The organism is Streptomyces griseoflavus, assembly GCF_014649995.1.
Taxonomy (GTDB): domain Bacteria; phylum Actinomycetota; class Actinomycetes; order Streptomycetales; family Streptomycetaceae; genus Streptomyces; species Streptomyces griseoflavus.
Map to the genome: position 1 here is coordinate 1,150,070 of NZ_BMUC01000001.1, position 19,888 is coordinate 1,169,957.

Annotated in this window: 22 protein-coding genes and 1 pseudogene; 16 read left to right on the top strand and 7 right to left on the bottom strand. The window is 70.9% G+C overall.

What is annotated here, in order from left to right; translation table 11 throughout:
• The 3 genes from IE172_RS34330 to tkt form a co-directional block, all read right to left on the bottom strand.
• A partial coding sequence (locus tag IE172_RS34330; protein WP_498067183.1) for a glucose-6-phosphate dehydrogenase occupies positions 1 to 582 on the bottom strand: 582 nt, incomplete at its 3' end.
• Between the two features lie 4 nt (positions 583 to 586).
• Positions 587 to 1,705: a transaldolase gene (gene tal / locus IE172_RS05060; protein ID WP_190095825.1), complete on the bottom strand. Its 1,119-nt coding sequence runs from the start codon at positions 1,703 to 1,705 to the stop codon at positions 587 to 589.
• Between the two features lie 36 nt (positions 1,706 to 1,741).
• Positions 1,742 to 3,829 carry a transketolase gene (tkt, locus tag IE172_RS05065; RefSeq protein ID WP_190095826.1) on the bottom strand — a complete coding sequence of 696 codons (2,088 nt, stop codon included), beginning with the start codon at positions 3,827 to 3,829 and terminating at the stop codon, positions 1,742 to 1,744.
• A gap of 344 nt (positions 3,830 to 4,173) precedes the next feature.
• On the opposite strand from tkt, the gene IE172_RS05070 reads away from it, so the two are divergent.
• The 4 genes from IE172_RS05070 (at position 4,174) to IE172_RS05085 (ending at position 7,498) form a co-directional block, all read left to right on the top strand.
• A complete protein-coding gene (locus IE172_RS05070; RefSeq protein WP_190095827.1) occupies positions 4,174 to 5,127 on the top strand; it encodes a heme o synthase in 954 nt (317 codons plus the stop codon).
• A gap of 94 nt (positions 5,128 to 5,221) precedes the next feature.
• Positions 5,222 to 5,554, top strand: coding sequence for a hypothetical protein (locus IE172_RS05075; RefSeq protein ID WP_190095828.1), 333 nt, complete (start codon positions 5,222 to 5,224; stop codon positions 5,552 to 5,554).
• 84 nt (positions 5,555 to 5,638) lie between these two features.
• Positions 5,639 to 6,745, top strand: coding sequence for an amidohydrolase family protein (locus IE172_RS05080; RefSeq protein WP_190095829.1), 1,107 nt, complete (start codon positions 5,639 to 5,641; stop codon positions 6,743 to 6,745).
• An 18-nt stretch (positions 6,746 to 6,763) separates the two neighbouring features.
• Positions 6,764 to 7,498 carry a nucleotidyltransferase domain-containing protein gene (locus IE172_RS05085; RefSeq protein ID WP_190095830.1) on the top strand — a complete coding sequence of 245 codons (735 nt, stop codon included), beginning with the start codon at positions 6,764 to 6,766 and terminating at the stop codon, positions 7,496 to 7,498.
• On the opposite strand, the gene IE172_RS05090 is transcribed toward IE172_RS05085, so the two are convergent.
• From IE172_RS05090 to IE172_RS34335, 4 genes and pseudogenes are all read right to left on the bottom strand, one after another.
• Entirely contained in the window at positions 7,456 to 8,481 is a 1,026-nt protein-coding gene (locus IE172_RS05090) for a COX15/CtaA family protein (RefSeq protein ID WP_190095831.1), read from the bottom strand. The genes IE172_RS05085 and IE172_RS05090 overlap by 43 nt on opposite strands.
• A gap of 53 nt (positions 8,482 to 8,534) precedes the next feature.
• A complete protein-coding gene (locus IE172_RS05095) occupies positions 8,535 to 9,305 on the bottom strand; it encodes an ABC transporter permease (protein ID WP_190095832.1) in 771 nt (256 codons plus the stop codon).
• Complete coding sequence (locus IE172_RS05100; RefSeq protein ID WP_190095833.1) at positions 9,302 to 10,225, bottom strand: ABC transporter ATP-binding protein; 924 nt, start codon at positions 10,223 to 10,225, stop codon at positions 9,302 to 9,304. Before IE172_RS05100 ends, IE172_RS05095 begins: the two co-directional genes overlap by 4 nt.
• A gap of 107 nt (positions 10,226 to 10,332) precedes the next feature.
• A pseudogene (locus IE172_RS34335) lies at positions 10,333 to 10,560 on the bottom strand (AAC(3) family N-acetyltransferase); the annotation flags it as partial.
• 129 nt (positions 10,561 to 10,689) lie between these two features.
• Between IE172_RS34335 and IE172_RS05110 the strand changes: the two are divergent.
• From IE172_RS05110 to IE172_RS05165, 12 genes are all read left to right on the top strand, one after another.
• A complete protein-coding gene (locus IE172_RS05110; RefSeq protein WP_190095834.1) occupies positions 10,690 to 11,412 on the top strand; it encodes a helix-turn-helix transcriptional regulator in 723 nt (240 codons plus the stop codon).
• Positions 11,409 to 12,830, top strand: a complete 1,422-nt coding sequence (gene sufB, locus IE172_RS05115) for a Fe-S cluster assembly protein SufB (RefSeq protein ID WP_190095835.1) — start codon at positions 11,409 to 11,411, stop codon at positions 12,828 to 12,830. The genes IE172_RS05110 and sufB overlap by 4 nt, the downstream gene beginning before the upstream one ends.
• 79 nt (positions 12,831 to 12,909) lie before the next feature.
• The gene (sufD, locus tag IE172_RS05120; RefSeq protein WP_190095836.1) at positions 12,910 to 14,130 is read left to right on the top strand and encodes a Fe-S cluster assembly protein SufD; all 1,221 of its coding nucleotides are present in this window, start codon (positions 12,910 to 12,912) and stop codon (positions 14,128 to 14,130) included.
• Positions 14,127 to 14,444 (top strand): non-heme iron oxygenase ferredoxin subunit, encoded by a 318-nt coding sequence (locus tag IE172_RS05125; protein WP_190095837.1) that lies wholly within the window; start codon positions 14,127 to 14,129, stop codon positions 14,442 to 14,444. The genes sufD and IE172_RS05125 overlap by 4 nt, the downstream gene beginning before the upstream one ends.
• Positions 14,445 to 14,451: 7 nt before the next feature.
• Positions 14,452 to 15,243, top strand: coding sequence for a Fe-S cluster assembly ATPase SufC (gene sufC, locus IE172_RS05130; protein WP_190095838.1), 792 nt, complete (start codon positions 14,452 to 14,454; stop codon positions 15,241 to 15,243).
• Positions 15,240 to 16,496, top strand: a complete 1,257-nt coding sequence (locus tag IE172_RS05135; RefSeq protein WP_190095839.1) for a cysteine desulfurase — start codon at positions 15,240 to 15,242, stop codon at positions 16,494 to 16,496. The genes sufC and IE172_RS05135 overlap by 4 nt, the downstream gene beginning before the upstream one ends.
• A gap of 11 nt (positions 16,497 to 16,507) precedes the next feature.
• Positions 16,508 to 16,972: a Fe-S cluster assembly sulfur transfer protein SufU gene (gene sufU / locus IE172_RS05140; RefSeq protein ID WP_190095840.1), complete on the top strand. Its 465-nt coding sequence runs from the start codon at positions 16,508 to 16,510 to the stop codon at positions 16,970 to 16,972.
• Positions 16,969 to 17,301, top strand: coding sequence for a metal-sulfur cluster assembly factor (locus IE172_RS05145; protein ID WP_004932827.1), 333 nt, complete (start codon positions 16,969 to 16,971; stop codon positions 17,299 to 17,301). Before sufU ends, IE172_RS05145 begins: the two co-directional genes overlap by 4 nt.
• 89 nt (positions 17,302 to 17,390) lie before the next feature.
• Positions 17,391 to 17,711 (top strand): DMT family transporter, encoded by a 321-nt coding sequence (locus IE172_RS05150; RefSeq protein ID WP_190095841.1) that lies wholly within the window; start codon positions 17,391 to 17,393, stop codon positions 17,709 to 17,711.
• Positions 17,711 to 18,355: a TetR/AcrR family transcriptional regulator gene (locus IE172_RS05155; protein ID WP_190095842.1), complete on the top strand. Its 645-nt coding sequence runs from the start codon at positions 17,711 to 17,713 to the stop codon at positions 18,353 to 18,355. The genes IE172_RS05150 and IE172_RS05155 overlap by 1 nt, the downstream gene beginning before the upstream one ends.
• A 53-nt stretch (positions 18,356 to 18,408) precedes the next feature.
• Positions 18,409 to 19,410 carry a 2,3,4,5-tetrahydropyridine-2,6-dicarboxylate N-succinyltransferase gene (gene dapD, locus IE172_RS05160; RefSeq protein WP_190095843.1) on the top strand — a complete coding sequence of 334 codons (1,002 nt, stop codon included), beginning with the start codon at positions 18,409 to 18,411 and terminating at the stop codon, positions 19,408 to 19,410.
• A 136-nt stretch (positions 19,411 to 19,546) separates the two neighbouring features.
• Positions 19,547 to 19,786: a hypothetical protein gene (locus tag IE172_RS05165; protein ID WP_190095844.1), complete on the top strand. Its 240-nt coding sequence runs from the start codon at positions 19,547 to 19,549 to the stop codon at positions 19,784 to 19,786.
• Positions 19,787 to 19,888: the final 102 nt, after the last annotated feature.

Genomic DNA, 19,888 nt, shown 5'->3' on the forward strand with positions numbered 1-19,888 from the left:
CACCTGGTCCGGGGCGAACACCTCGTGGACGATCGCGTTCAGCTCCTCGGCCGACTTCAGGTCGTGACCGAACGGCTTCTCGATCACCGCGCGCCGCCAGGACCCGTCGGTCTGGTCGGCCAGCCCGTGCCGCTTCAGCTGCTGGATGACCACCGGGAAGGAACGCGGCGGCACCGACAGGTAGAAGGCGAAGTTGCCGCCCGTGCCCTGCGCCTTGTCCAGCTCCTCGATCGTGGCGCGCAGCCGCTCGAACGACTCGTCGTCGTCGAAGGTGCCCTGCACGAAACGCATGCCCTGGATGAGCTGCTGCCAGACCTCCTCGCGGAAGGGGGTGCGGGCGTGCTCCTTGACCGCGTCGTGCACCTCCTGGGCGAAGTCCTCGTTCGCCCACTCCCGGCGGGCGAAGCCCACCAGCGAGAAGCCCGGCGGCAGCAGCCCCCGGTTGGCGAGGTCGTACACGGCCGGCATGAGCTTCTTGCGCGACAGGTCACCCGTGACGCCGAAGATGACCAGGCCCGACGGCCCCGCGATGCGCGGGAGCCGCCGGTCCGCCGGGTCACGCAGCGGATTGCTGCTCGACAAGGTTTCAGCCCTCCGAAGGGGCGAGGCGCTGGAGCTCCGCCTCGGTCGACTTCAGCAGGTCGTTCCAGGAGCCCTCGAACTTGTCGACGCCCTCGTCCTCCAGAAGCCGGACCACCTCGTCGTAGGGGATGCCGAGCGCCTCGACCGCGTCGAGGTCGGCGCGCGCCTGCTCGTAGGTGCCCGCGACGGCGTTGCCCCGGATCTCGCCCTTCTCCTCGGTGGCGAACAGCGTCGCCTCCGGCATGGTGTTCACCGTGTTGGGCGCCACCAGCTCGTCCACGTACATCGTGGCCTTGTACGCCTTGTCCTTCACACCGGTCGACGCCCACAGCGGACGCTGCTTGTTGGCGCCCTCGCGCTCCAGCGCCGCCCAGCGGTCGGTGGCGAAGACCTCCTCGTACGCCTGGTAGGCCAGCCGGGCGTTGGCGATGGCGGCCTTGCCGCGCAGCGCCTTGGCCTCGTCGGTGCCGAGCGCGTCGATCCGCTTGTCGATCTCGGTGTCCACGCGGGACACGAAGAAGGACGCCACGGAGTGGATCTTCGACAGGTCCAGGCCGCGCTCCCTGGCCTTCTCCAGGCCGGTCAGGAACGCGTCCATGACCTTGCGGTAGCGCTCCAGGGAGAAGATCAACGTCACGTTGACGCTGATGCCCAGACCGATCGTCTCGGCGATCGCCGGGATGCCGGCCTCGGTCGCCGGGATCTTGATCAGCGTGTTGGGCCGGTCCACCAGCCAGGCCAGCTGCTTGGCCTCGGCGACCGTCGCGCGGGTGTCGTGCGCCAGACGCGGGTCGACCTCGATCGACACGCGGCCGTCACGGCCGTCGGTGGCGTCGAAGACCGGGCGCAGGATGTCGGCGGCGTCCCGGACGTCCGCCGTGGTGATCATGCGGATGGCCTCTTCGACGGTGACCTTGCGGGCGGCCAGGTCGGTCAGCTGCGTGTCGTAGCCGTCGCCCTCCGAGATCGCCTTCTGGAAGATCGTCGGGTTGGTGGTGACGCCCACGACGTGCTGCTGGTCCATCAGCTCGGCGAGGTTGCCGGACGTGATCCGCTTGCGCGACAGGTCGTCCAGCCAGATCGCGACGCCCTCGTCGGAAAGGCGCTTCAGTGCGTCTGTCATGGAAATTCCATCTCCTACGTGTGTCGTTGGTGAGCGTCAGCGCCGGGCCGCGGCGATCGATTCCCGGGCGGCGGCCGCCACGTTCTCGGCGGTGAAGCCGAACTCCTCGAACAGCACCTTGCCGTCGGCGGAGGCACCGAAGTGCTCCAGGGAGACGATGCGGCCGGCGTCTCCGACGTACTTGTGCCAGGTGAGGCCGATCCCCGCCTCGACGGCCACGCGCGCCTTCACGGAGGGCGGCAGGACGCTGTCCCGGTACCCCTGGTCCTGCTCCTCGAACCACTCCACGGACGGCATCGACACCACGCGCGTGGGCACACCGCCGGCCTGGAGCCGCTCCCGCGCCTCCACGGCGACGTGCACCTCGGAACCGGTCGCGATCAGGACGACCTCGGGCGCACCGCCCTCGGCCTCGAACAGCACGTAACCGCCGCGCGCCGCGTCCTCGTTCGGCTCGTACGTCGGCACGCCCTGGCGGGTCAGCGCCAGACCGTGCGGGGTGCCCTTGCCGAACTCCTTCGTCCAGCGGGTGAGGATCTCCCGCCAGGCGATCGCGGTCTCGTTGGCGTCCGCCGGGCGGACGACGTTCAGACCCGGGATGGCGCGCAGCGAGGCCAGGTGCTCGACCGGCTGGTGCGTCGGGCCGTCCTCGCCCAGACCGATGGAGTCGTGCGTCCACACGTACGTCACCGGCAGGTGCATCAGCGCCGACAGCCGCACCGCGTTGCGCATGTAGTCGGAGAACACCAGGAAGGTGCCGGCGTAGATGCGGGTGTTGCCGTGCAGCGCGATGCCGTTCATCTCCGCGGCCATGGCGTGCTCGCGGATGCCGAAGTGGATCGTGCGCCCGTACGGGTCCGCCTCCGGCAGCGGGTTGCCCGCCGGGAGGAACGACGACGTCTTGTCGATCGTGGTGTTGTTGGAGCCCGCCAGGTCGGCCGAGCCGCCCCACAGCTCCGGCACCACCGCGCCGAGCGCCTGGAGCACCTTGCCGGACGCGGCACGGGTGGCGACACCCTTGCCCGGCTCGAAGACCGGGATGGACTCCTGCCAGCCCTTGGGCAGCTCGCCCGCGGCGATCCGGTCGTACTCGGCGGCGCGCTCGGGGTTGTTGTCCCGCCACTGCTGGTAGGACTTCTCCCACACGGCACGGGCCGCCCGGCCCCGCTCCAGCGCCTTGCGGGTGTGGCCGATGACCTCGTCGGTGACCTCGAAGGTCTGCTCCGGGTCGAAGCCGAGGACGCGCTTGGTGGCGGCGACCTCGTCGTCGCCCAGCGCCGAACCGTGCGACGCCTCGGTGTTCTGCGCGTTCGGGGCGGGCCAGGCGATGATCGAGCGCAAGGCGATGAAGGACGGCTTGTCCGTGACCTTCTTCGCCTCCTGGATCGCGTCGTAGATCGCGTGCGGGTCCAGGTCGCCGTCCGGCTTGGGGGCGACCCGCTGCACGTGCCAGCCGTACGCCTCGTACCGCTTGACGGTGTCCTCCGAGACGGCCGTCTCGGTGTCGCCCTCGATGGAGATGTGGTTGTCGTCCCACAGCAGCACCAGGTTGCCCAGCTTCTGGTGCCCGGCCATCGAGGACGCCTCGGCGGAGATGCCCTCCTGGAGGCAGCCGTCACCGGCGACGCAGTAGACGAAGTGGTCGAACGGGGACTCGCCCTCGGCGGCCTCCGGGTCGAACAGGCCGCGCTCGTAGCGGGCGGCCATCGCCATGCCCACGGCGTTGGCGACACCCTGGCCCAGCGGCCCGGTCGTGGTCTCCACGCCCGTGGTGTGGCCGTACTCCGGGTGGCCCGGCGTCTTCGAACCCCAGGTGCGGAACGCCTTCAGGTCGTCCAGCTCCAGGCCGAAGCCGGCCAGGTACAACTGGGTGTACAGGGTCAGGGACGAGTGACCCGCGGACAGCACGAACCGGTCGCGCCCGACCCAGTCGGCGTCCGCCGGGTCGTGCCGCATCACCTTCTGGAAGAGGGTGTAGGCGGCAGGCGCCAGGCTCATCGCCGTACCCGGATGGCCGTTACCGACCTTCTGTACGGCATCGGCGGCCAGGACGCGGGCGGTGTCGACGGCCCGCTGGTCCAACTCGGTCCACTCGAGGTCTGTGGTGGTCGGCTGTGTGCTCACCCTGAGTCAGGGCTCCTCTCCACATGCATTCGGACGGCCGGTGACTGCCCACCGGCGTGGTCGAGCCTACCCCCGTAGGACGTGCGAATTTCCGAGCCGTTCCAGAGTGCGGGCACCGCCGTGGATCCGCCTCCTGACTGGGAAGTTTCCGCATTCGGCAGATGAATACGGAGCCGCTCATCCGGGTGCTCAATCGAGCTTCGCGCCGCACCTCGGAGGGCGCGGCCCAACACGAGGCGACCCCCGCGAATGTCCGGGTCTGGGCAACGTCTACAGTGGCGTGGTACGCGCGAGCCGTTACCGCCACTTCACCTGGGCAGGCTTGCTGGGATGTCTCTGTAGGGGTGTACGTGACGGCCGTTGAATCCCGTCCAGCGGGAGTGCTGGGTAGCAGTCAGAGCACCGCACATCGGCCGTTCGGGGCCCGTCTGATGGCATTCGTGGCCCTCACCAAGCCGCGGATCATCGAACTGCTGCTCATCACCACCGTCCCGGTGATGTTCCTGGCGGAGCGGGGCGTGCCCGACCTGACGCTGGTGCTGCTGACCTGCGTCGGCGGCTACCTCTCGGCGGGCGGCGCCAACGCGCTGAACATGTACATCGACCGGGACATCGACGCGCTGATGGACCGCACCTCGCAGCGCCCCCTGGTGACCGGCATGGTCAGCCCGCGCGAGTGCCTGGCCTTCGGCATCGGTCTGGCGGTCGTGTCGACCCTGCTGTTCGGCCTCACCGTCAACTGGCTCTCGGCCTGGCTCTCCCTCGGCGCGCTCCTCTTCTACGTCGTCGTCTACACGATGATCCTCAAGCGGCGCACGTCGCAGAACATCGTGTGGGGCGGCATCGCCGGCTGCATGCCGGTACTGATCGGCTGGTCCGCGGTCACCAACTCGATGGCGTGGGCGCCGGTCATCCTCTTCCTCGTCATCTTCTTCTGGACGCCGCCGCACTACTGGCCGCTGTCCATGAAGGTGAAGGACGACTACGCGCGCGTCGGCGTGCCGATGCTGCCGGTCATCGCCGGCAACAAGGCGGTCGCCAAGCAGATCGTGCTCTACAGCTGGGTCATGGTCGGTGTGTCCCTGCTGCTCACCCCGCTCGGCTACACCGGCTGGTTCTACACGGCCGTCGCCCTCGCGGCGGGCGGCTGGTGGCTGTGGGAGGCCCACGCGCTGCTGAACCGCGCGAAGGCCGAGGTGACCGGCGGCAAGCTCAAGGAGATGCGCCTCTTCCACTGGTCCATCACCTACGTGTCGCTGCTCTTCGTCGCCGTCGCGGTGGACCCCTTCCTGCGGTGACCGCCGCCTGACACACCGCACGGGCGGGGCACGTGGCCAAGGCCACGGACCCCGCCCGTCGCCGTTCGATCTACCCGTCGGTAGCATCCTGTTCATGGCAGACACGCAGCAGGTGGACCCGAAGGCCGAGAAGAAGGCGGCTCGGCTCGCCCAGCAGATCGGCGGCTTCGCCAGGACGCACGGCGGCGCCGAGGGCCAGGTCGCGTACCTCGGTGAGCGCGGCGCCCGGATCGTCCTCGTCGGCGAGGACGGCGCGTGGGGCGACGTCTTCGCCCCCTCGATGGACATCGCCCGCAAGGCCGTCGAGAAGGCGGGCATCACCGTCCACGAGGACTTCGACGGCGAGTTCGCGGCGAAGGTGCGGACGGGCCCGTACGAGTGGTCCCGGATGGCCGGGATCCAGGTCGGCGGCCCCTCCAACGACTGAACCCGCCGAGGGCAACACCTACGCGCCGGTTCACCCGTTAGGACCTGTAGGCAGTGACAGCGTCCACACGGGGAGAGCCCGGAGATGATCGACCCGCCGTCCCTCGTGGACCAGCACTGCCACGGCGTGCTGCGCACCGAGCTGGGCCTCGGCACCTTCGAGGCCCAGCTGGCCCGCACCGAGGGGCCGCCCGCCCCCGGCACCACCCTGTTCGACACCCAGACCGGGTTCGCCGTACGCCGCTGGTGCCCGCCCCTGCTCGGCCTGGAGCCGCACTGCCCGCCCGCGAGGTATCTCGCCCGGCGCCGTGAACTGGGCGGCATCGAGGCCGGGCGCCGGCTGCTGCGGGGCAGCGGCGTCACCGCCTACCTCGTCGACACCGGCCTGCCCGACGACCTCACCGGGCCCGGCGAGCTGGGCCTGGCGGGGGACGCGGACGCGCACGAGATCGTCCGCCTGGAGCAGCTCGCCGAACAGGTCGCCGACACCTCCGGCACCGTCGGCTCGTTCCTCGCCAACCTCGCCGAGTCCGTGCACGGAGCCGCCGCCCACGCGGTCGCCTTCACCTCTGTCGCCGGGCTCCGCCACGGACCGGCCCTCGCCCCCGAACCGCCGGGCGCCGGGGAGGTGCGCGGTGCGGCGGGACGCTGGCTGGCCGGACGCAGGGCCGGGGACGAGCTGAGCGACCCGGTGCTGCTGCGGCACCTGCTGTGGATCGCGGTCGCCTCGGGCCTGCCCCTCCAGCTGCACACCGGTCTCGGCGCGCCGGGCGCCGGCGTCGACCGCACCGACCCCGTCCTGCTGACCGGCTTCGTGCGGGCCACCGCGGGGCTGCGCACCGACCTCGTCCTGCTGCACGGCTACCCGTACCACCGGCACGCCGCCCACCTGGCCGGTGTCTTCCCGCACGTCTACGCCGACTGCGGGGCCGCGCTGGTGCGCACCGGCGCCCGCGCGGCGACCGTCCTCGCGGAGGTGCTGGAACTGGCCCCCTTCGGCAAGGTCCTCTTCTCCAGCGGCGCCCGGGGCCTGCCCGAGCTGCACGTGGTCGGCGCCCACCTGTTCCGCGAGGCGCTCGACCGGGTGCTCGGCACCTGGGTCACGGAAGGGGCGTGGTCGCTCGACGACGCCCGGCGGGTGGCGGACCTGATCGCCGCGGGCAACGCGCGGCGGGTGTACGGGCTGGGGTGAGGCGGGAAGGCAGAGGGGATGCCGACCGACGCCTTGCTCGACCGTTTCCTCACCGCCCTGGCGCCGCTCGACCCCGTCGCGGTGTGGGCGCACGGCTCACTGGCCGGGGGCGACTACGTGGAGGGCCGCAGCGACCTGGACCTGATCGCGGTCCTCGACCACTCGGTCCGCGCGCGCACGGTGTGGCGGATCGCCCTGCTGCACGCGCGGCTGCGCGCCGAGCCGCTGGCGGGCCGGCTGCACTGCACCTACCTCACACCGGGGACCGCCGCCGACGCCGGGCGGCACCACCTCACCTGGGCGCACCAGCGGCTGTTCCGGCGGCCGGTCACCCCGGTCACCCGCGCCGAGCTGCACACGTTCGGCCGGGTCCTGCACGGGGCCCCGCCCGGGGACGTCCTGCCGCCGGTACCGGACGGCGAGCTCGCCGCGTTCGTGGTGCGTGACCAGCGCGACTTCTGGCGGCGGGAGGTGGACCGGGCCGCCAACTGGACGCAGGACGTGTGGGTCGACCTGGGACTGCTGACCTTCGCCCGCGCCACCGTCACCCTGCGCGAGGGGCGCCTGATCTCCAAGCGGGAGGCCCTGGACGTCCTGCCCGGCCTCGGTGCGCCCGGCGAGGTCGTCGCGGACATCAGGAGGCGGCGCTACGACGGGGCTCCGCCGCCCGCCGGGGAGTGGGTACGGCGACGGGCCCTGCTGACCCGGGACTACCTCGGGCCGGCGATCGACGGGCTGGTGGCGGGCTCCTGAGCGGGCAGGACGGTCGTGTCCAGGGCCGTCGCCGGGCGTTCGCGCAGGGACAGCAGGACCAGGACCACCCAGATCCACATCACGCACGAGCCGAACATGTGCAGGCCGACCAGGACCTCGGGAAGGTCGGTGAAGTACTGGACGTAGCCGATGGCGCCCTGGGCGAGCAGGATCAGGAACAGCTCGCGGGTGCGGGCCAGGGGACCCCGGGGAGCGTCGACCGCCTTGAGGACGAACCACAGGGCGAACGTCAGCGTCACCACGATCCACGCCAGCACGGCGTGCAGCTTGCTGACCGTCTCCCAGTCCACCGGCATGCGCGGCACCTCGCTGGAGTCGCCCGCGTGCGGGCCGGCGCCGGTGACGACCGTGCCGACCGCGATCAGCAGCGCGGAGGCGGCCACCATGAACCACACCAGCTGCCGCACGGCCGTACCGACCAGCGGCCGGGGCTCGCCGTCGCCCTCGCGGGTGCGCTGCCACATCACCGTCGCGACCGCGATCAGCGCCGAGGACAGCAGGAAGTGCGCCGCGACCGTGTACGGGTTCAGGCCGACGAGGACCACGATGCCGCCGAGGATCGCGTTGCCCATGACGATCCAGAACTGCGCCCAGCCCAGCCGGGTCAGGCTGCGCCGGAACGGCTTCTGCGAGCGCGCGGCGACGATCGCCCAGCCGACGGCGGCGCACAGCACGTATGTGAGCAGGCGGTTGCCGAACTCGATGACGCCGTGCAGGCCCATCTCGCGGGTCGAGGTGATCGAGTCCTCGGTGCACTTGGGCCAGGTCGGGCAGCCCAGGCCGGATCCGGTGAGCCGGACGGCACCGCCGGTGACCACGATGACCACCGCCATGACGAGCGCGGCGAGGGCCGCCCGGCGGACGGTCCGGGGATCCGGGGTCCAGCGGGCGGCGATGAAGGCGAGGGGGTTGCGCAGGCTCGGCGGGGCGTCGGCACGGGTCACGTTTGGCACGCGTCCCATCGTAGGGCGCCGCTTGTGCACGCTTTCACGAGGGTCGCCTCCGGGGTCCGTGGCTACTCCCAGCGGAAGAACCGCCCGGCCGCCGCGAGCCCCGCGACCGCCCACACGGTGAGGATGCCGAGGTTGCCCCACGGGATCCCGGCCCCGTGCTGGAGCACGTCCCGCAGCCCTTCGGAGAGGGCCGAGATCGGGAGCAGGCCGAGCACGGCCTGCGCCGCGTCCGGGAACTTGTCCAGCGGGACGATCACGCCGCCGCCGACGAGCAGCAGCAGGAAGACCAGGTTGGCGGCGGCGAGCGTCGCCTCGGCCTTCAGGGTGCCGGCCATCAGCAGACCGAGCCCGGAGAAGGCGGCCGTGCCCAGCACCAGCAGCAGGAACACCGACAGCGGACCGCCCTGCGGGGACCAGCCGAGGGCGAGGGCGATCACCGTCACGAGCAGCACCTGGAGTACCTCGGTGACCAGCACCGAGAGCGTCTTCGCGGTCATCAGGCCCCAGCGGGGGAGCGGCGAGGAGGCCAGCCGCTTCAGCACCCCGTAGCGGCGCTCGAAGCCGGTCGCGATCGCCTGCCCGGTGAACGCCGTCGACATCACCGCGAGCGCGAGGATGCCGGGGGCGAGGAAGTCCACCGCCTCGCCCTCACCGAGGTCCACCACGTCCACGGTGCCGAACAGCACCAGCAGCAGCGTGGGGATGATCACGGTCAGCAGCAGCTGCTCGCCGTTGCGCAGCAGCATCTTCGTCTCGAGCACGGCCTGCGCCGCGATCATGCGGGCCAGGGGCGCCGCGCCCGGCTTCGGTGAGTAGGTGCCGGTGGCCGTCACGCGCGCAGCTCCTTGCCGGTGAGCTCCAAAAAGACGTCTTCGAGGGTGTGCCGCTCCACCGCGATCCGGTCCGGCATCACGCCGTGCTGCGCGCACCAGGACGTCACCGTGGCGAGCAGCTGCGGCCCGACGTCGCCGACGACCCGGTAGGTGCCCGAGGTCACCTCGGCGGCGGTGCAGCCGGAGGGCAGGGCCTTCAGCAGGGAGGCCACGTCCAGCCCCGGCCGTCCGGAGAAGCGGAGCGTGTTCTCGGCGCCGCCCCGGCACAGCTCCTCGGGGGAGCCCTGGGCGATCACCCGGCCGGCGTCGATGACCGCGACGTCGTCGGCGAGCTGCTCGGCCTCGTCCATGTAGTGGGTGGTGAGGATCACGGAGACGCCGTCGGCGCGCAGGTCCCGCACCAGGTCCCAGGTGGCGCGGCGGGCCTGCGGGTCGAGGCCGGCGGTGGGCTCGTCGAGGAACACCAGCTCGGGGCGCCCGACCACCGCCATCGCGAGCGCCAGCCGCTGCTGCTGGCCGCCGGAGAGCCGCCGGTAGGAGGTGCGGCCGCAGGAGCCGAGCCCCAGGCGCTCGATCAGCGCGTCCACGTCCAGCGGATGCGCGTGCAGCTTCGCAATGTGCCGGAGCATCTCGTCGGCCCGTGCGCCCGAGTAGACGCCGCCGGACTGGAGCATCACACCGACCCGCGGGCGCAGCGCCGCCGACTCCCGCACCGGGTCCAGGCCCAGCACGCGTACGGTGCCGGAGTCCGGCCGCCGGTACCCCTCGCAGGTCTCGACCGTGGTCGTCTTGCCCGCCCCGTTCGGGCCGAGCACGGCGGTCACGCCGGGCCGTGCCACCAGGTCGAGGCCGTCCACCGCGGTCTTGGGGCCGTACCGCTTCACCAGGGCCTGCACCTGGACCACGGGCTCACTTCGCATGGGACACGAGTCTAGGGAGACCGCGCGGGCCTCGGACCGTGGGGTGCTGGAACTCCTCCTCACGGGGGCGGTGCGTGCGCAGCCGGCCCTCGGCGCGGGCCACCGCGTCCGCCGGCGGGAACAGCCGTGCCTCGGCCGGCCGCCCTCACCGTGCCGCGCGCGCCCGGCCGTGTCCGCACGGTCTCCGGTAGGACGCCGACCCCGCGCGAGGGCGTGGTCAGCGGGTCGTACGCGTGGATGGTCGCCCGGATGGTCTCCCACCAGTGCGCGGGCACGGGCGGGGCCTGCCACAGCGCCGGGTCGGAGGGATGGCCCGTCTGCGCGGGTACGACCAGCGCCACCGATCCGATCGATCAAAGATCGTTTCCGCAGGTCGGATTAGGTTTACCTAAGTGACGCAGGGCACCGCGGGGTCGTCAGGGCGCGGCTTGCCGGTCCCGGATGAATTACGCAACAATGGCGTTGTGAAAAACGGCGAGCATCCGACGGGGCCTCCCCACGAGGAACTGGCAACCGGTGAGCGGTCCACCCGCAACCGCGTCGCCCGCTCCATCCTGGACCACGGCCCGTCGACCGTCGCCGAGCTGGCCGAGCGCCTCGGGCTCACCCAGGCGGCCGTACGCCGGCACCTGGACACGCTGGCCGCCGACAACGTCGTGGAGGCCCGCGAGCGGCGGGTCTACGGCGCCCGCACGCGCGGACGTCCCGCCAAGGTCTTCGCCCTCACCGACTGCGGCCGGGACGCCTTCGACCAGTCCTACGACACACTGGCCGTGGACGCCCTGCGCTGGATCGGCGAGCGGGAGGGCGGCAGCGAGGCGATCGCCGCGTTCGCCCGCGCCAGGATCGCCGCCCAGGCCGAGACGTACCGCAAGGCGGTCGCGGGCGCGGCCCCCGAGGACCGCACACAAGCGCTGGCCAAGGCGCTGAGCGCGGACGGGTACGCTGCAACCGCGCGCAGCGCACCGGTCGGCGAACAGCTCTGCCAGCACCACTGCCCGGTCGCCCACGCCGCCGAACAGTTCCCGCAGCTGTGCGAGGCCGAGACGGAGTTCTTCGCCGAGCTGCTCGGAACGCACGTACAGCGGCTGGCGACGATCGCGCACGGCGACGGCGTCTGCACGACGTTCATCCCCAAGATTTCCCACCACGCATCTGAAAGCACGTCCGGGAGGAACCCCGCATGACTCTCCCCACGGAGACTGCCCACCCCGAGCTGGAGGGTCTGGGCACCTACGAATACGGCTGGGCCGACCGTGACGAGGCCGGAGCGTCGGCGCGCCGCGGCCTGAACGAGGACGTCGTCCGGGACATCTCCGCGAAGAAGGACGAGCCGGAGTGGATGACCAAGCTCCGCCTCAAGGGTCTGCGCCTCTTCGAGAAGAAGCCCATGCCGAACTGGGGCTCCGACCTCTCGGGCATCGACTTCGACAACATCAAGTACTTCGTGCGCTCCACGGAGAAGCAGGCGGAGTCCTGGGAGGACCTGCCCGAGGACATCAAGAACACCTACGACAAGCTGGGCATCCCCGAGGCCGAGAAGAAGCGCCTCGTCGCCGGTGTCGCCGCCCAGTACGAGTCGGAGGTCGTCTACCACCAGATCCGTGAGGACCTGGAGGAGCAGGGTGTCATCTTCCTGGACACCGACACGGCCCTGAAGCAGCACCCGGAGCTCTTCAAGGAGTACTTCGGCACGGTCATCCCGGTCGGCGACAACAAGTTCGCGTCGCTGAACTCCGCCGTGTGGTCGGGCGGCTCCTTCATCTACGTCCCGCCGGGCGTGCACGTCGAGATCCCGCTCCAGGCCTACTTCCGGATCAACACCGAGAACATGGGCCAGTTCGAGCGGACCCTGATCATCGTCGACGAGGGTGCCTACGTGCACTACGTCGAGGGCTGCACCGCCCCGATCTACAAGTCGGACTCGCTGCACTCCGCGGTCGTCGAGATCATCGTCAAGAAGAACGCCCGCTGCCGCTACACGACCATCCAGAACTGGTCGAACAACGTCTACAACCTGGTCACCAAGCGCGCCGTGGCCTACGAGGGCGCGACCATGGAGTGGGTCGACGGCAACATCGGCTCCAAGGTGACGATGAAGTACCCGGCCGTCTACCTCATGGGCGAGCACGCCAAGGGCGAGACGCTGTCCATCGCCTTCGCCGGCGAGGGCCAGCACCAGGACGCGGGCGCCAAGATGGTCCACATGGCCCCCAACACCTCGTCCAACATCGTCTCCAAGTCGGTGGCGCGCGGCGGCGGCCGTACCTCCTACCGCGGTCTGATCGAGATCGGCGAGGGCGCCCCGGGCGCCAAGTCCAACGTGCTGTGCGACGCGCTGCTCGTCGACACCATCTCCCGCTCGGACACCTACCCCTACGTGGACGTCCGCGAGGACGACGTGTCCATGGGCCACGAGGCGACCGTCTCCAAGGTCTCCGAGGACCAGCTCTTCTACCTGATGAGCCGCGGCCTGAGCGAGTTCGAGGCGATGGCGATGATCGTGCGCGGCTTCGTCGAGCCGATCGCCAAGGAACTGCCGATGGAGTACGCGCTGGAGCTCAACCGGCTGATCGAGCTGCAGATGGAAGGCGCGGTCGGCTGACACCGGCCCGGGGCGGCCACCGGCCGCCCCGCCGTTCCGTCAAGCCCCTTACGCAAGGAAAGCGAGCACTACGACAGCCATGGCTGAGGCTCAGAACTCCCCCACCTCCGGCTACGCTTCGGCGGGGGGACCCCCACCGGTCGGTTCGACGACCGCCGGCTCGATCGCGGTGGCCGCCGAGTCGACCGTCGCCACGCGCATGAGCGCGCCCCCGTCCTTCGACGTGGCGGACTTCGCCGTCCCCCACGGCCGCGAGGAGGAGTGGCGGTTCACCCCGCTGGAGCGGCTGCGCGGGCTGCACGACGGCACCGCCACCGCCACCGACGGGGGCGTCAAGGTCGCCGTCGAGGCGCCCGAGGGCGTCACCGTCGAGACCGTCGGCCGCGACGACGCGCGGCTCGGCCGCGCCGGCACCCCCGTGGACCGCGTCGCCGCCCAGGCGTACTCCGCCTTCGCGCAGGCCTCGGTCGTGACCGTGCCCAAGGAGACCGTCCTCACCGAGCCGATCCGCATCGCGGTGCGGGGCGAGGGCGGCACCGCCTACGGCCACCAGCTGGTGGAGCTCGGCGCCTTCGCCGAGGCCCTCGTCGTCATCGACCACACCGGTGACGCGGTCCTCGCCGCCAACGTCGACTTCGTCCTCGGGGACGGCGCCAAGCTGACCGTCGTCTCCGTCCAGGACTGGGACGACAAGGCGGTGCACGTCGCCCAGCACAACGCCCTCGTCGGCCGCGACGCCTCCTTCAAGTCGGTCGTCGTCACCTTCGGCGGCGACGTCGTCCGCCTCCACCCGCGCGTGGCCTACGCCGGCCCCGGCGGCGAGGCCGAGCTGTTCGGCCTGTACTTCACCGACGCCGGCCAGCACCAGGAGCACCGCCTCCTCGTCGACCACAACGTGCCGCACTGCAAGTCCAACGTCGTCTACAAGGGCGCGCTCCAGGGCGACGACGCGCACGCCGTGTGGATCGGTGACGTGCTCATCGAGGCCAAGGCCGAGGGCACCGACACCTACGAGATGAACCGCAACCTGGTGCTCACCGACGGCGCCCGCGTCGACTCCGTGCCCAACCTGGAGATCGAGACCGGCGAGATCGTCGGCGCCGGCCACGCCTCCGCCACCGGCCGCTTCGACGACGAGCAGCTCTTCTACCTGATGGCCCGCGGCATCGCCGAGCAGGACGCCCGCCGCCTGGTCGTGCGCGGCTTCTTCGCCGAGCTCGTCCAGCAGATCGGCGTCCCGGACATCGAGGAGCGTCTGATCGCCAAGATCGAGGAGGAGCTGGAGGCGGCGGTCGGATGACCTTCCAACGCGTCTGCGGGCTGAGCGAGCTGGAGGAGGACACCCCGAAGCGGGTGGAACTCGACGGCACGCCGGTCTCCGTCGTGCTCACCGAGGGCGAGGTGTTCGCGATCAACGACATCTGCTCGCACGCCAACGTCTCCCTCTCGGAGGGCGAGGTGGACGACTGCCACATCGAGTGCTGGCTGCACGGCTCGCGTTTCGACCTTCGTTCCGGCAAGCCCGACGCCCTTCCGGCGACGCGCCCCGTCCCCGTATACCCCGTAAAGATCGAAGGGGACGACGTGCTCGTCTCCCTCTCCCAGGAGTCCTGAGGCACCCATGGCAACGCTTGAAATCCGAGACCTGCACGTCACCGTCGAGGCCGACAACGCCACGAAGGAGATCCTCAAGGGCGTCGACCTCACCGTGAAGCAGGGCGAGACGCACGCCATCATGGGCCCCAACGGCTCGGGCAAGTCGACGCTCGCCTACGCGCTCGCCGGTCACCCCAAGTACACGATCTCCAGCGGCACCGTCACCCTCGACGGCGAGGACGTGCTGGAGATGTCCGTCGACGAGCGCGCCCGCGCCGGCCTGTTCCTCGCCATGCAGTACCCGGTCGAGGTCCCCGGCGTCTCGGTCTCCAACTTCCTGCGCACCTCCGCCACCGCCGTGCGCGGCGAGGCCCCGAAGCTGCGCACCTGGGTGAAGGAGGTCAAGGAGGCCATGGAGCGCCTCAACATGGACCCCGCCTTCGCCGAGCGCAACGTCAACGAGGGCTTCTCCGGCGGTGAGAAGAAGCGCCACGAGATCCTGCAGCTCGAACTGCTCAAGCCGAAGGTCGCGATCCTCGACGAGACCGACTCCGGCCTCGACGTGGACGCCCTGCGCGTCGTCTCCGAGGGCGTCAACCGCGTCCGCGAGTCCGGCGAGGTCGGCACCCTGCTGATCACGCACTACACGCGCATCCTGCGCTACATCAAGCCCGACCAGGTCCACGTGTTCGCGGGCGGCCGCATCGTCGAGTCCGGCGGCCCGGAGCTCGCGGACAAGCTGGAGAACGAGGGCTACGAGGCATACGTGAAGGGTGGCTCCGTGGCCGGAGGCCACTCAAAGGAGGAAGTCGCGTGACACATCTGCCGGGCCTCCTCGACACAGAGGCGATCCGCAAGGACTTCCCGATCCTGGACCGCCAGGTCCACGACGGCCGGAAGCTCGTGTACCTGGACAACGCGGCGACCTCGCAGAAGCCCCGCCAGGTGCTGGACGCCCTCTCCGAGTACTACGAGCGCTACAACGCCAACGTCCACCGCGGTGTGCATGTGCTCGCCGAGGAGGCCACGGCACTGTACGAGGGCGCGCGCGACAAGGTCGCCGAGTTCGTCAACGCCCCCTCGCGCGACGAGGTGATCTTCACCAAGAACGCCTCGGAGTCGCTCAACCTCGTGGCCAACATGCTCGGCTGGGCCGACGAGCCCTACCGGGTGGACCACGAGACCGAGATCGTCATCACGGAGATGGAGCACCACTCCAACATCGTGCCGTGGCAGCTGCTCGCGCAGCGCACGGGCGCGAAGCTGAAGTGGTTCGGGCTGACCGACGACGGCCGGCTCGACCTGTCGAACATCGACGAGGTCATCACCGAGAAGACGAAGATCGTCTCCTTCGTGCTGGTCTCCAACATCCTCGGCACGGTCAACCCGGTCGAGGCGATAGTGCGCCGCGCCCAGGAGGTCGGCGCGCTGGTGTGCATCGACGCCTCGCAGGCCGCCCCGCACATGCCGCTGGACGTCCAGGCCCTCCAGGCCGACTTCGTGGCCTTCACCGGCCACAAGATGTGCGGCCCGACCGGCATCGGCGTCCTCTGGGGCCGCCAGGAGCTGCTGGAGGACCTGCCTCCGTTCCTCGGCGGCGGCGAGATGATCGAGACCGTGTCGATGAGCTCGTCGACCTACGCGCCGGCCCCGCACAAGTTCGAGGCGGGCACCCCGCCGATCGCCCAGGCGGTCGGACTCGGCGCGGCGATCGACTACCTGTCGGCCATCGGCATGGACAAGGTCCTCGCCCACGAGCACGCCATCACCGAGTACGCCGTCAAGCGGCTCACCGAGGTCCCGGACCTGCGCATCATCGGCCCCGCCACGGCCGAGGACCGCGGTGCCGCGATCTCGTTCACGCTCGGTGACATCCACCCGCACGACGTGGGCCAGGTCCTCGACGAGCAGGGCATCGCGGTCCGGGTCGGCCACCACTGCGCACGGCCCGTCTGCCTGCGGTACGGAATTCCCGCGACCACGCGAGCGTCGTTCTATCTGTACTCCACGCCGGCCGAGATCGACGCACTGGTCGACGGCCTGGAGCACGTACGGAACTTCTTCGGATGAGGGGCTGAGGCGTGAAGCTGGACTCGATGTACCAGGACGTCATCCTGGACCACTACAAGAACCCGCACGGGCGTGGTCTGAGGGACGGCGACGCCGAGGTGCACCACGTCAACCCGACGTGCGGTGACGAGATCACGCTGCGCGTGAAGTACGACGGCACGAAGATCAGCGACGTCAGCTACGAGGGGCAGGGCTGCTCCATCAGCCAGGCCTCCGCCTCCGTGCTGAACGACCTGCTGGTCGGCAAGGACCTCGCCGAGGCGCAGCGGATTCAGGAGACCTTCCTGGAACTGATGCAGTCCAAGGGGAGGATCGAGCCCGACGACGCGATGGAGGAGATCCTGGAGGACGCGGTCGCGTTCGCCGGGGTGTCCAAGTATCCGGCCCGGGTGAAGTGCGCCCTCCTGAGCTGGATGGCGTGGAAGGACGCGACGGCCCAGGCGCTGGGCGCCGACGCCGAAAGGACAACGGCATGAGCGAGACCGTGGAGATGAAGCCGGCTTCCGAGGAGGAGGTCCGTGAGGCCCTGCTGGACGTCGTCGACCCCGAACTGGGCATCGACGTCGTCAACCTCGGCCTGATCTACGGCGTCCACATCGACGACTCCAACGTGGCGACCATCGACATGACCCTCACCTCGGCGGCGTGCCCGCTGACGGACGTCATCGAGGACCAGGCGAAGTCCGCCACGGACGGCCTGGTCAGCGAACTGCGCATCAACTGGGTCTGGATGCCGCCGTGGGGTCCGGACAAGATCACCGACGACGGCCGCGAGCAGCTCCGGGCGCTGGGCTTCAACGTCTGACACCCGCTCCGCACGCGAGAACGGCGACGCCTCCTTGAGGGCGTCGCCGTTCTCGTTCCCGGACACCATCGTTGTGTACGCTCGTACACATGGGATACCTGCTGCTCGCCGGCGCCATCGCCGCCGAGGTGTGCGCCACCACGGCCATGAAGTACAGCGACGGCTTCAGCAGGCTCTGGCCCTCCCTGCTCACCGTGCTCGGATACATCGTCTCCTTCGGTCTCCTCGCCCAGACGCTGCGCACCGTCGCCGTCGGCACGGCGTACGCCATCTGGGCCGGGGTGGGCACCGCCGTCATCGCCACCATCGGCGTGGTGTTCCTGGGGGAGGGGCTGACCGCCGCCAAGGCCGCCGGAATCGCGCTGATCATCATCGGTGTCGTGGTGCTGAACCTGGGCGGTTCGCACTGATGGCCCGGCGCTACGACCCCGAGCGGCGCCGGCGGATCATCGACGCCGCGATCAGGGTCGTGGGCCGCGGCGGCATCGCCGGGCTCAGCCACCGCACCGTCGCCGCCGAGGCCGACGTGCCGCTCGGCTCCACCACGTACCACTTCAGGACCCTCGACGAGCTGATGGTCGCCGCCCTGCGGCAGGCCAACGAGGGCTTCGCCGGCGTGCTCGCCGCGCACGGCGCACTCGACGACCCGCGCACCGACCTGGCGACCGGACTCGCGGCCCTGATGGGCGAATGGCTCGCCGGTGACCGCACGGGCGTGGAACTGGAGTACGAGCTGTACCTGGCCGCCCTGCGCCGCCCCGCCCTGCGGCCCGTCGCGGCCGAGTGGGGCGAGGGCGTCGCCGAGCAGCTGTCCCACCGCACCGACCCGGTCACGGCCCGGGCGCTGGTCGCGCTGATGGACGGCATCTTCCTCCAGGTGCTGCTGACCGACACGCCCTACGACGAGGCGTACGCGCGGGAGGTGCTGCGACGGGTCATTCCGGCGGGACCGGGCGAGGCCGGTGGCCCGCAGCCCGGTCCGGACCGGCCCGCGGACCACCCCGGCGACACCGTGCCCCCCGCCTGTCCCCGGTCGGGCCGGCCCGGCACCTGAGACGCCCGGGGACCGGTTCGCGTCCGTGGGCGCCGGGCGGTTAGGTTGCCCTCATGACCGACACGACTGCTCAGAGCACCACCGGCGCAGTGGCCGCCGGCCTCGCCACCCTCGCCGCCGACGGCACCGTCCTCGACACCTGGTTCCCCGCCCCCGAACTCGTGGCCGTGACCGCCGAGGGCCCTGGCCCCTCGGGCACCGAGCGGCTCTCCGCCGAGCGGGCCGCCGAACTGCTGGGCGGCGGCGCCACGGCGGCGGTGGGGCCGGACGCACGCCGGGGTGTCGAGGTCGTCGCGGTCCGCACGGTCATCTCCTCGCTGGACGAGAAGCCGGTCGACGCGCACGACGTCTACCTGCGCCTGCACCTGCTCTCGCACCGTCTGGTGCGGCCGCACGGCCAGAACCTCGACGGCATCTTCGCCCACCTCGCCAACGTCGCCTGGACCTCGCTCGGCCCGGTCGCCGTGGACGACGTGGAGAAGGTGCGCCTCAACGCCCGCGCCGAGGGCCTGCACCTCGCCGTGACGTCCGTCGACAAGTTCCCCCGCATGACGGACTACGTCGCCCCCAAGGGCGTCCGCATCGCCGACGCCGACCGGGTGCGGCTCGGTGCGCACCTCGCCGAGGGCACCACCGTGATGCACGAGGGCTTCGTCAACTTCAACGCCGGCACGCTCGGCACGTCGATGGTCGAGGGCCGCATCTCGGCCGGTGTCGTCATCGGTGACGGCTCCGACATCGGCGGCGGCGCCTCCACCATGGGCACCCTGTCCGGCGGCGGCAACGTGCGCATCTCCGTCGGCGAGCGGTGCCTGATCGGCGCCGAGGCGGGCGTCGGCATCGCCCTCGGTGACGAGTGCGTGGTCGAGGCCGGTCTGTACGTCACCGCCGGTACCCGGGTCACCATGCCCGACGGCGAGGTCGTCAAGGCCCGTGACCTGTCCGGCGCCTCCCACATCCTCTTCCGCCGCAACTCCGTCACCGGCACCGTCGAGGCCCGTCCGAACAACGCGGTCTGGGGCGGTCTCAACGACGTCCTCCACAGCCACAACTGACCCGCCGGTCACGCCCGTACGCTCCCGTACGGGTTACTCCCCGTGACCTCGGGGTCGTCCTGGCAGATGAACGGGTGGACGCAGGTCCGATCGGAAGCCGGAACGACCGACATACGGAAATGGGGACGAACGGGCGATGACGAACGAGTGGGTGCGGGGCGTGCTCCGCTGCGCGGTCGGCGTGATGGGCGTGGTGGCCGTGCTGATGCTGTGCGGCGCACTGGCCGGTGCCGCGCACGCGGACGGGGCCGGCACGGCCTCCCACGACGGTCACCGCGTCGGACCGGCCAACGCCGACGCCGGTCGGATCGACGACCCCGCGCAGGGCGTGCCGGAACACGTCCTGCTGTCCGGGGACGGGTACGCCCGGAACTGAGGGGTGTTCGGGCGGTCCGGACCGCGGCGCGCGGGAACGCGCCGCGGTCCGGACCGCTTTTTTTGTGCAGTCGCTGTGCGGTGGCATAGCGGGAGCCGTCCG

Excerpts from the sequence above, each read along its gene's own strand:
- sufD (WP_190095836.1), top strand. The coding sequence starts at position 12,910 with ATGGCTGAGGCTCAGAACTCCCCCACCTCCGGCTACGCTTCGGCGGGG.
- IE172_RS05085 (WP_190095830.1), top strand. The coding sequence starts at position 6,764 with ATGCCGACCGACGCCTTGCTCGACCGTTTCCTCACCGCCCTGGCGCCG.
- IE172_RS05150 (WP_190095841.1), top strand. The coding sequence starts at position 17,391 with ATGGGATACCTGCTGCTCGCCGGCGCCATCGCCGCCGAGGTGTGCGCC.
- IE172_RS05090 (WP_190095831.1), bottom strand. The coding sequence starts at position 8,481 with ATGGGACGCGTGCCAAACGTGACCCGTGCCGACGCCCCGCCGAGCCTG.
- IE172_RS05145 (WP_004932827.1), top strand. The coding sequence starts at position 16,969 with ATGAGCGAGACCGTGGAGATGAAGCCGGCTTCCGAGGAGGAGGTCCGT.
- IE172_RS05075 (WP_190095828.1), top strand. The coding sequence starts at position 5,222 with ATGGCAGACACGCAGCAGGTGGACCCGAAGGCCGAGAAGAAGGCGGCT.
- tal (WP_190095825.1), bottom strand. The coding sequence starts at position 1,705 with ATGACAGACGCACTGAAGCGCCTTTCCGACGAGGGCGTCGCGATCTGG.
- sufC (WP_190095838.1), top strand. The coding sequence starts at position 14,452 with ATGGCAACGCTTGAAATCCGAGACCTGCACGTCACCGTCGAGGCCGAC.
- dapD (WP_190095843.1), top strand. The coding sequence starts at position 18,409 with ATGACCGACACGACTGCTCAGAGCACCACCGGCGCAGTGGCCGCCGGC.
- IE172_RS05080 (WP_190095829.1), top strand. The coding sequence starts at position 5,639 with ATGATCGACCCGCCGTCCCTCGTGGACCAGCACTGCCACGGCGTGCTG.
- IE172_RS05165 (WP_190095844.1), top strand. The coding sequence starts at position 19,547 with ATGACGAACGAGTGGGTGCGGGGCGTGCTCCGCTGCGCGGTCGGCGTG.
- sufB (WP_190095835.1), top strand. The coding sequence starts at position 11,409 with ATGACTCTCCCCACGGAGACTGCCCACCCCGAGCTGGAGGGTCTGGGC.
- IE172_RS05125 (WP_190095837.1), top strand. The coding sequence starts at position 14,127 with ATGACCTTCCAACGCGTCTGCGGGCTGAGCGAGCTGGAGGAGGACACC.
- IE172_RS05100 (WP_190095833.1), bottom strand. The coding sequence starts at position 10,225 with ATGCGAAGTGAGCCCGTGGTCCAGGTGCAGGCCCTGGTGAAGCGGTAC.
- IE172_RS05155 (WP_190095842.1), top strand. The coding sequence starts at position 17,711 with ATGGCCCGGCGCTACGACCCCGAGCGGCGCCGGCGGATCATCGACGCC.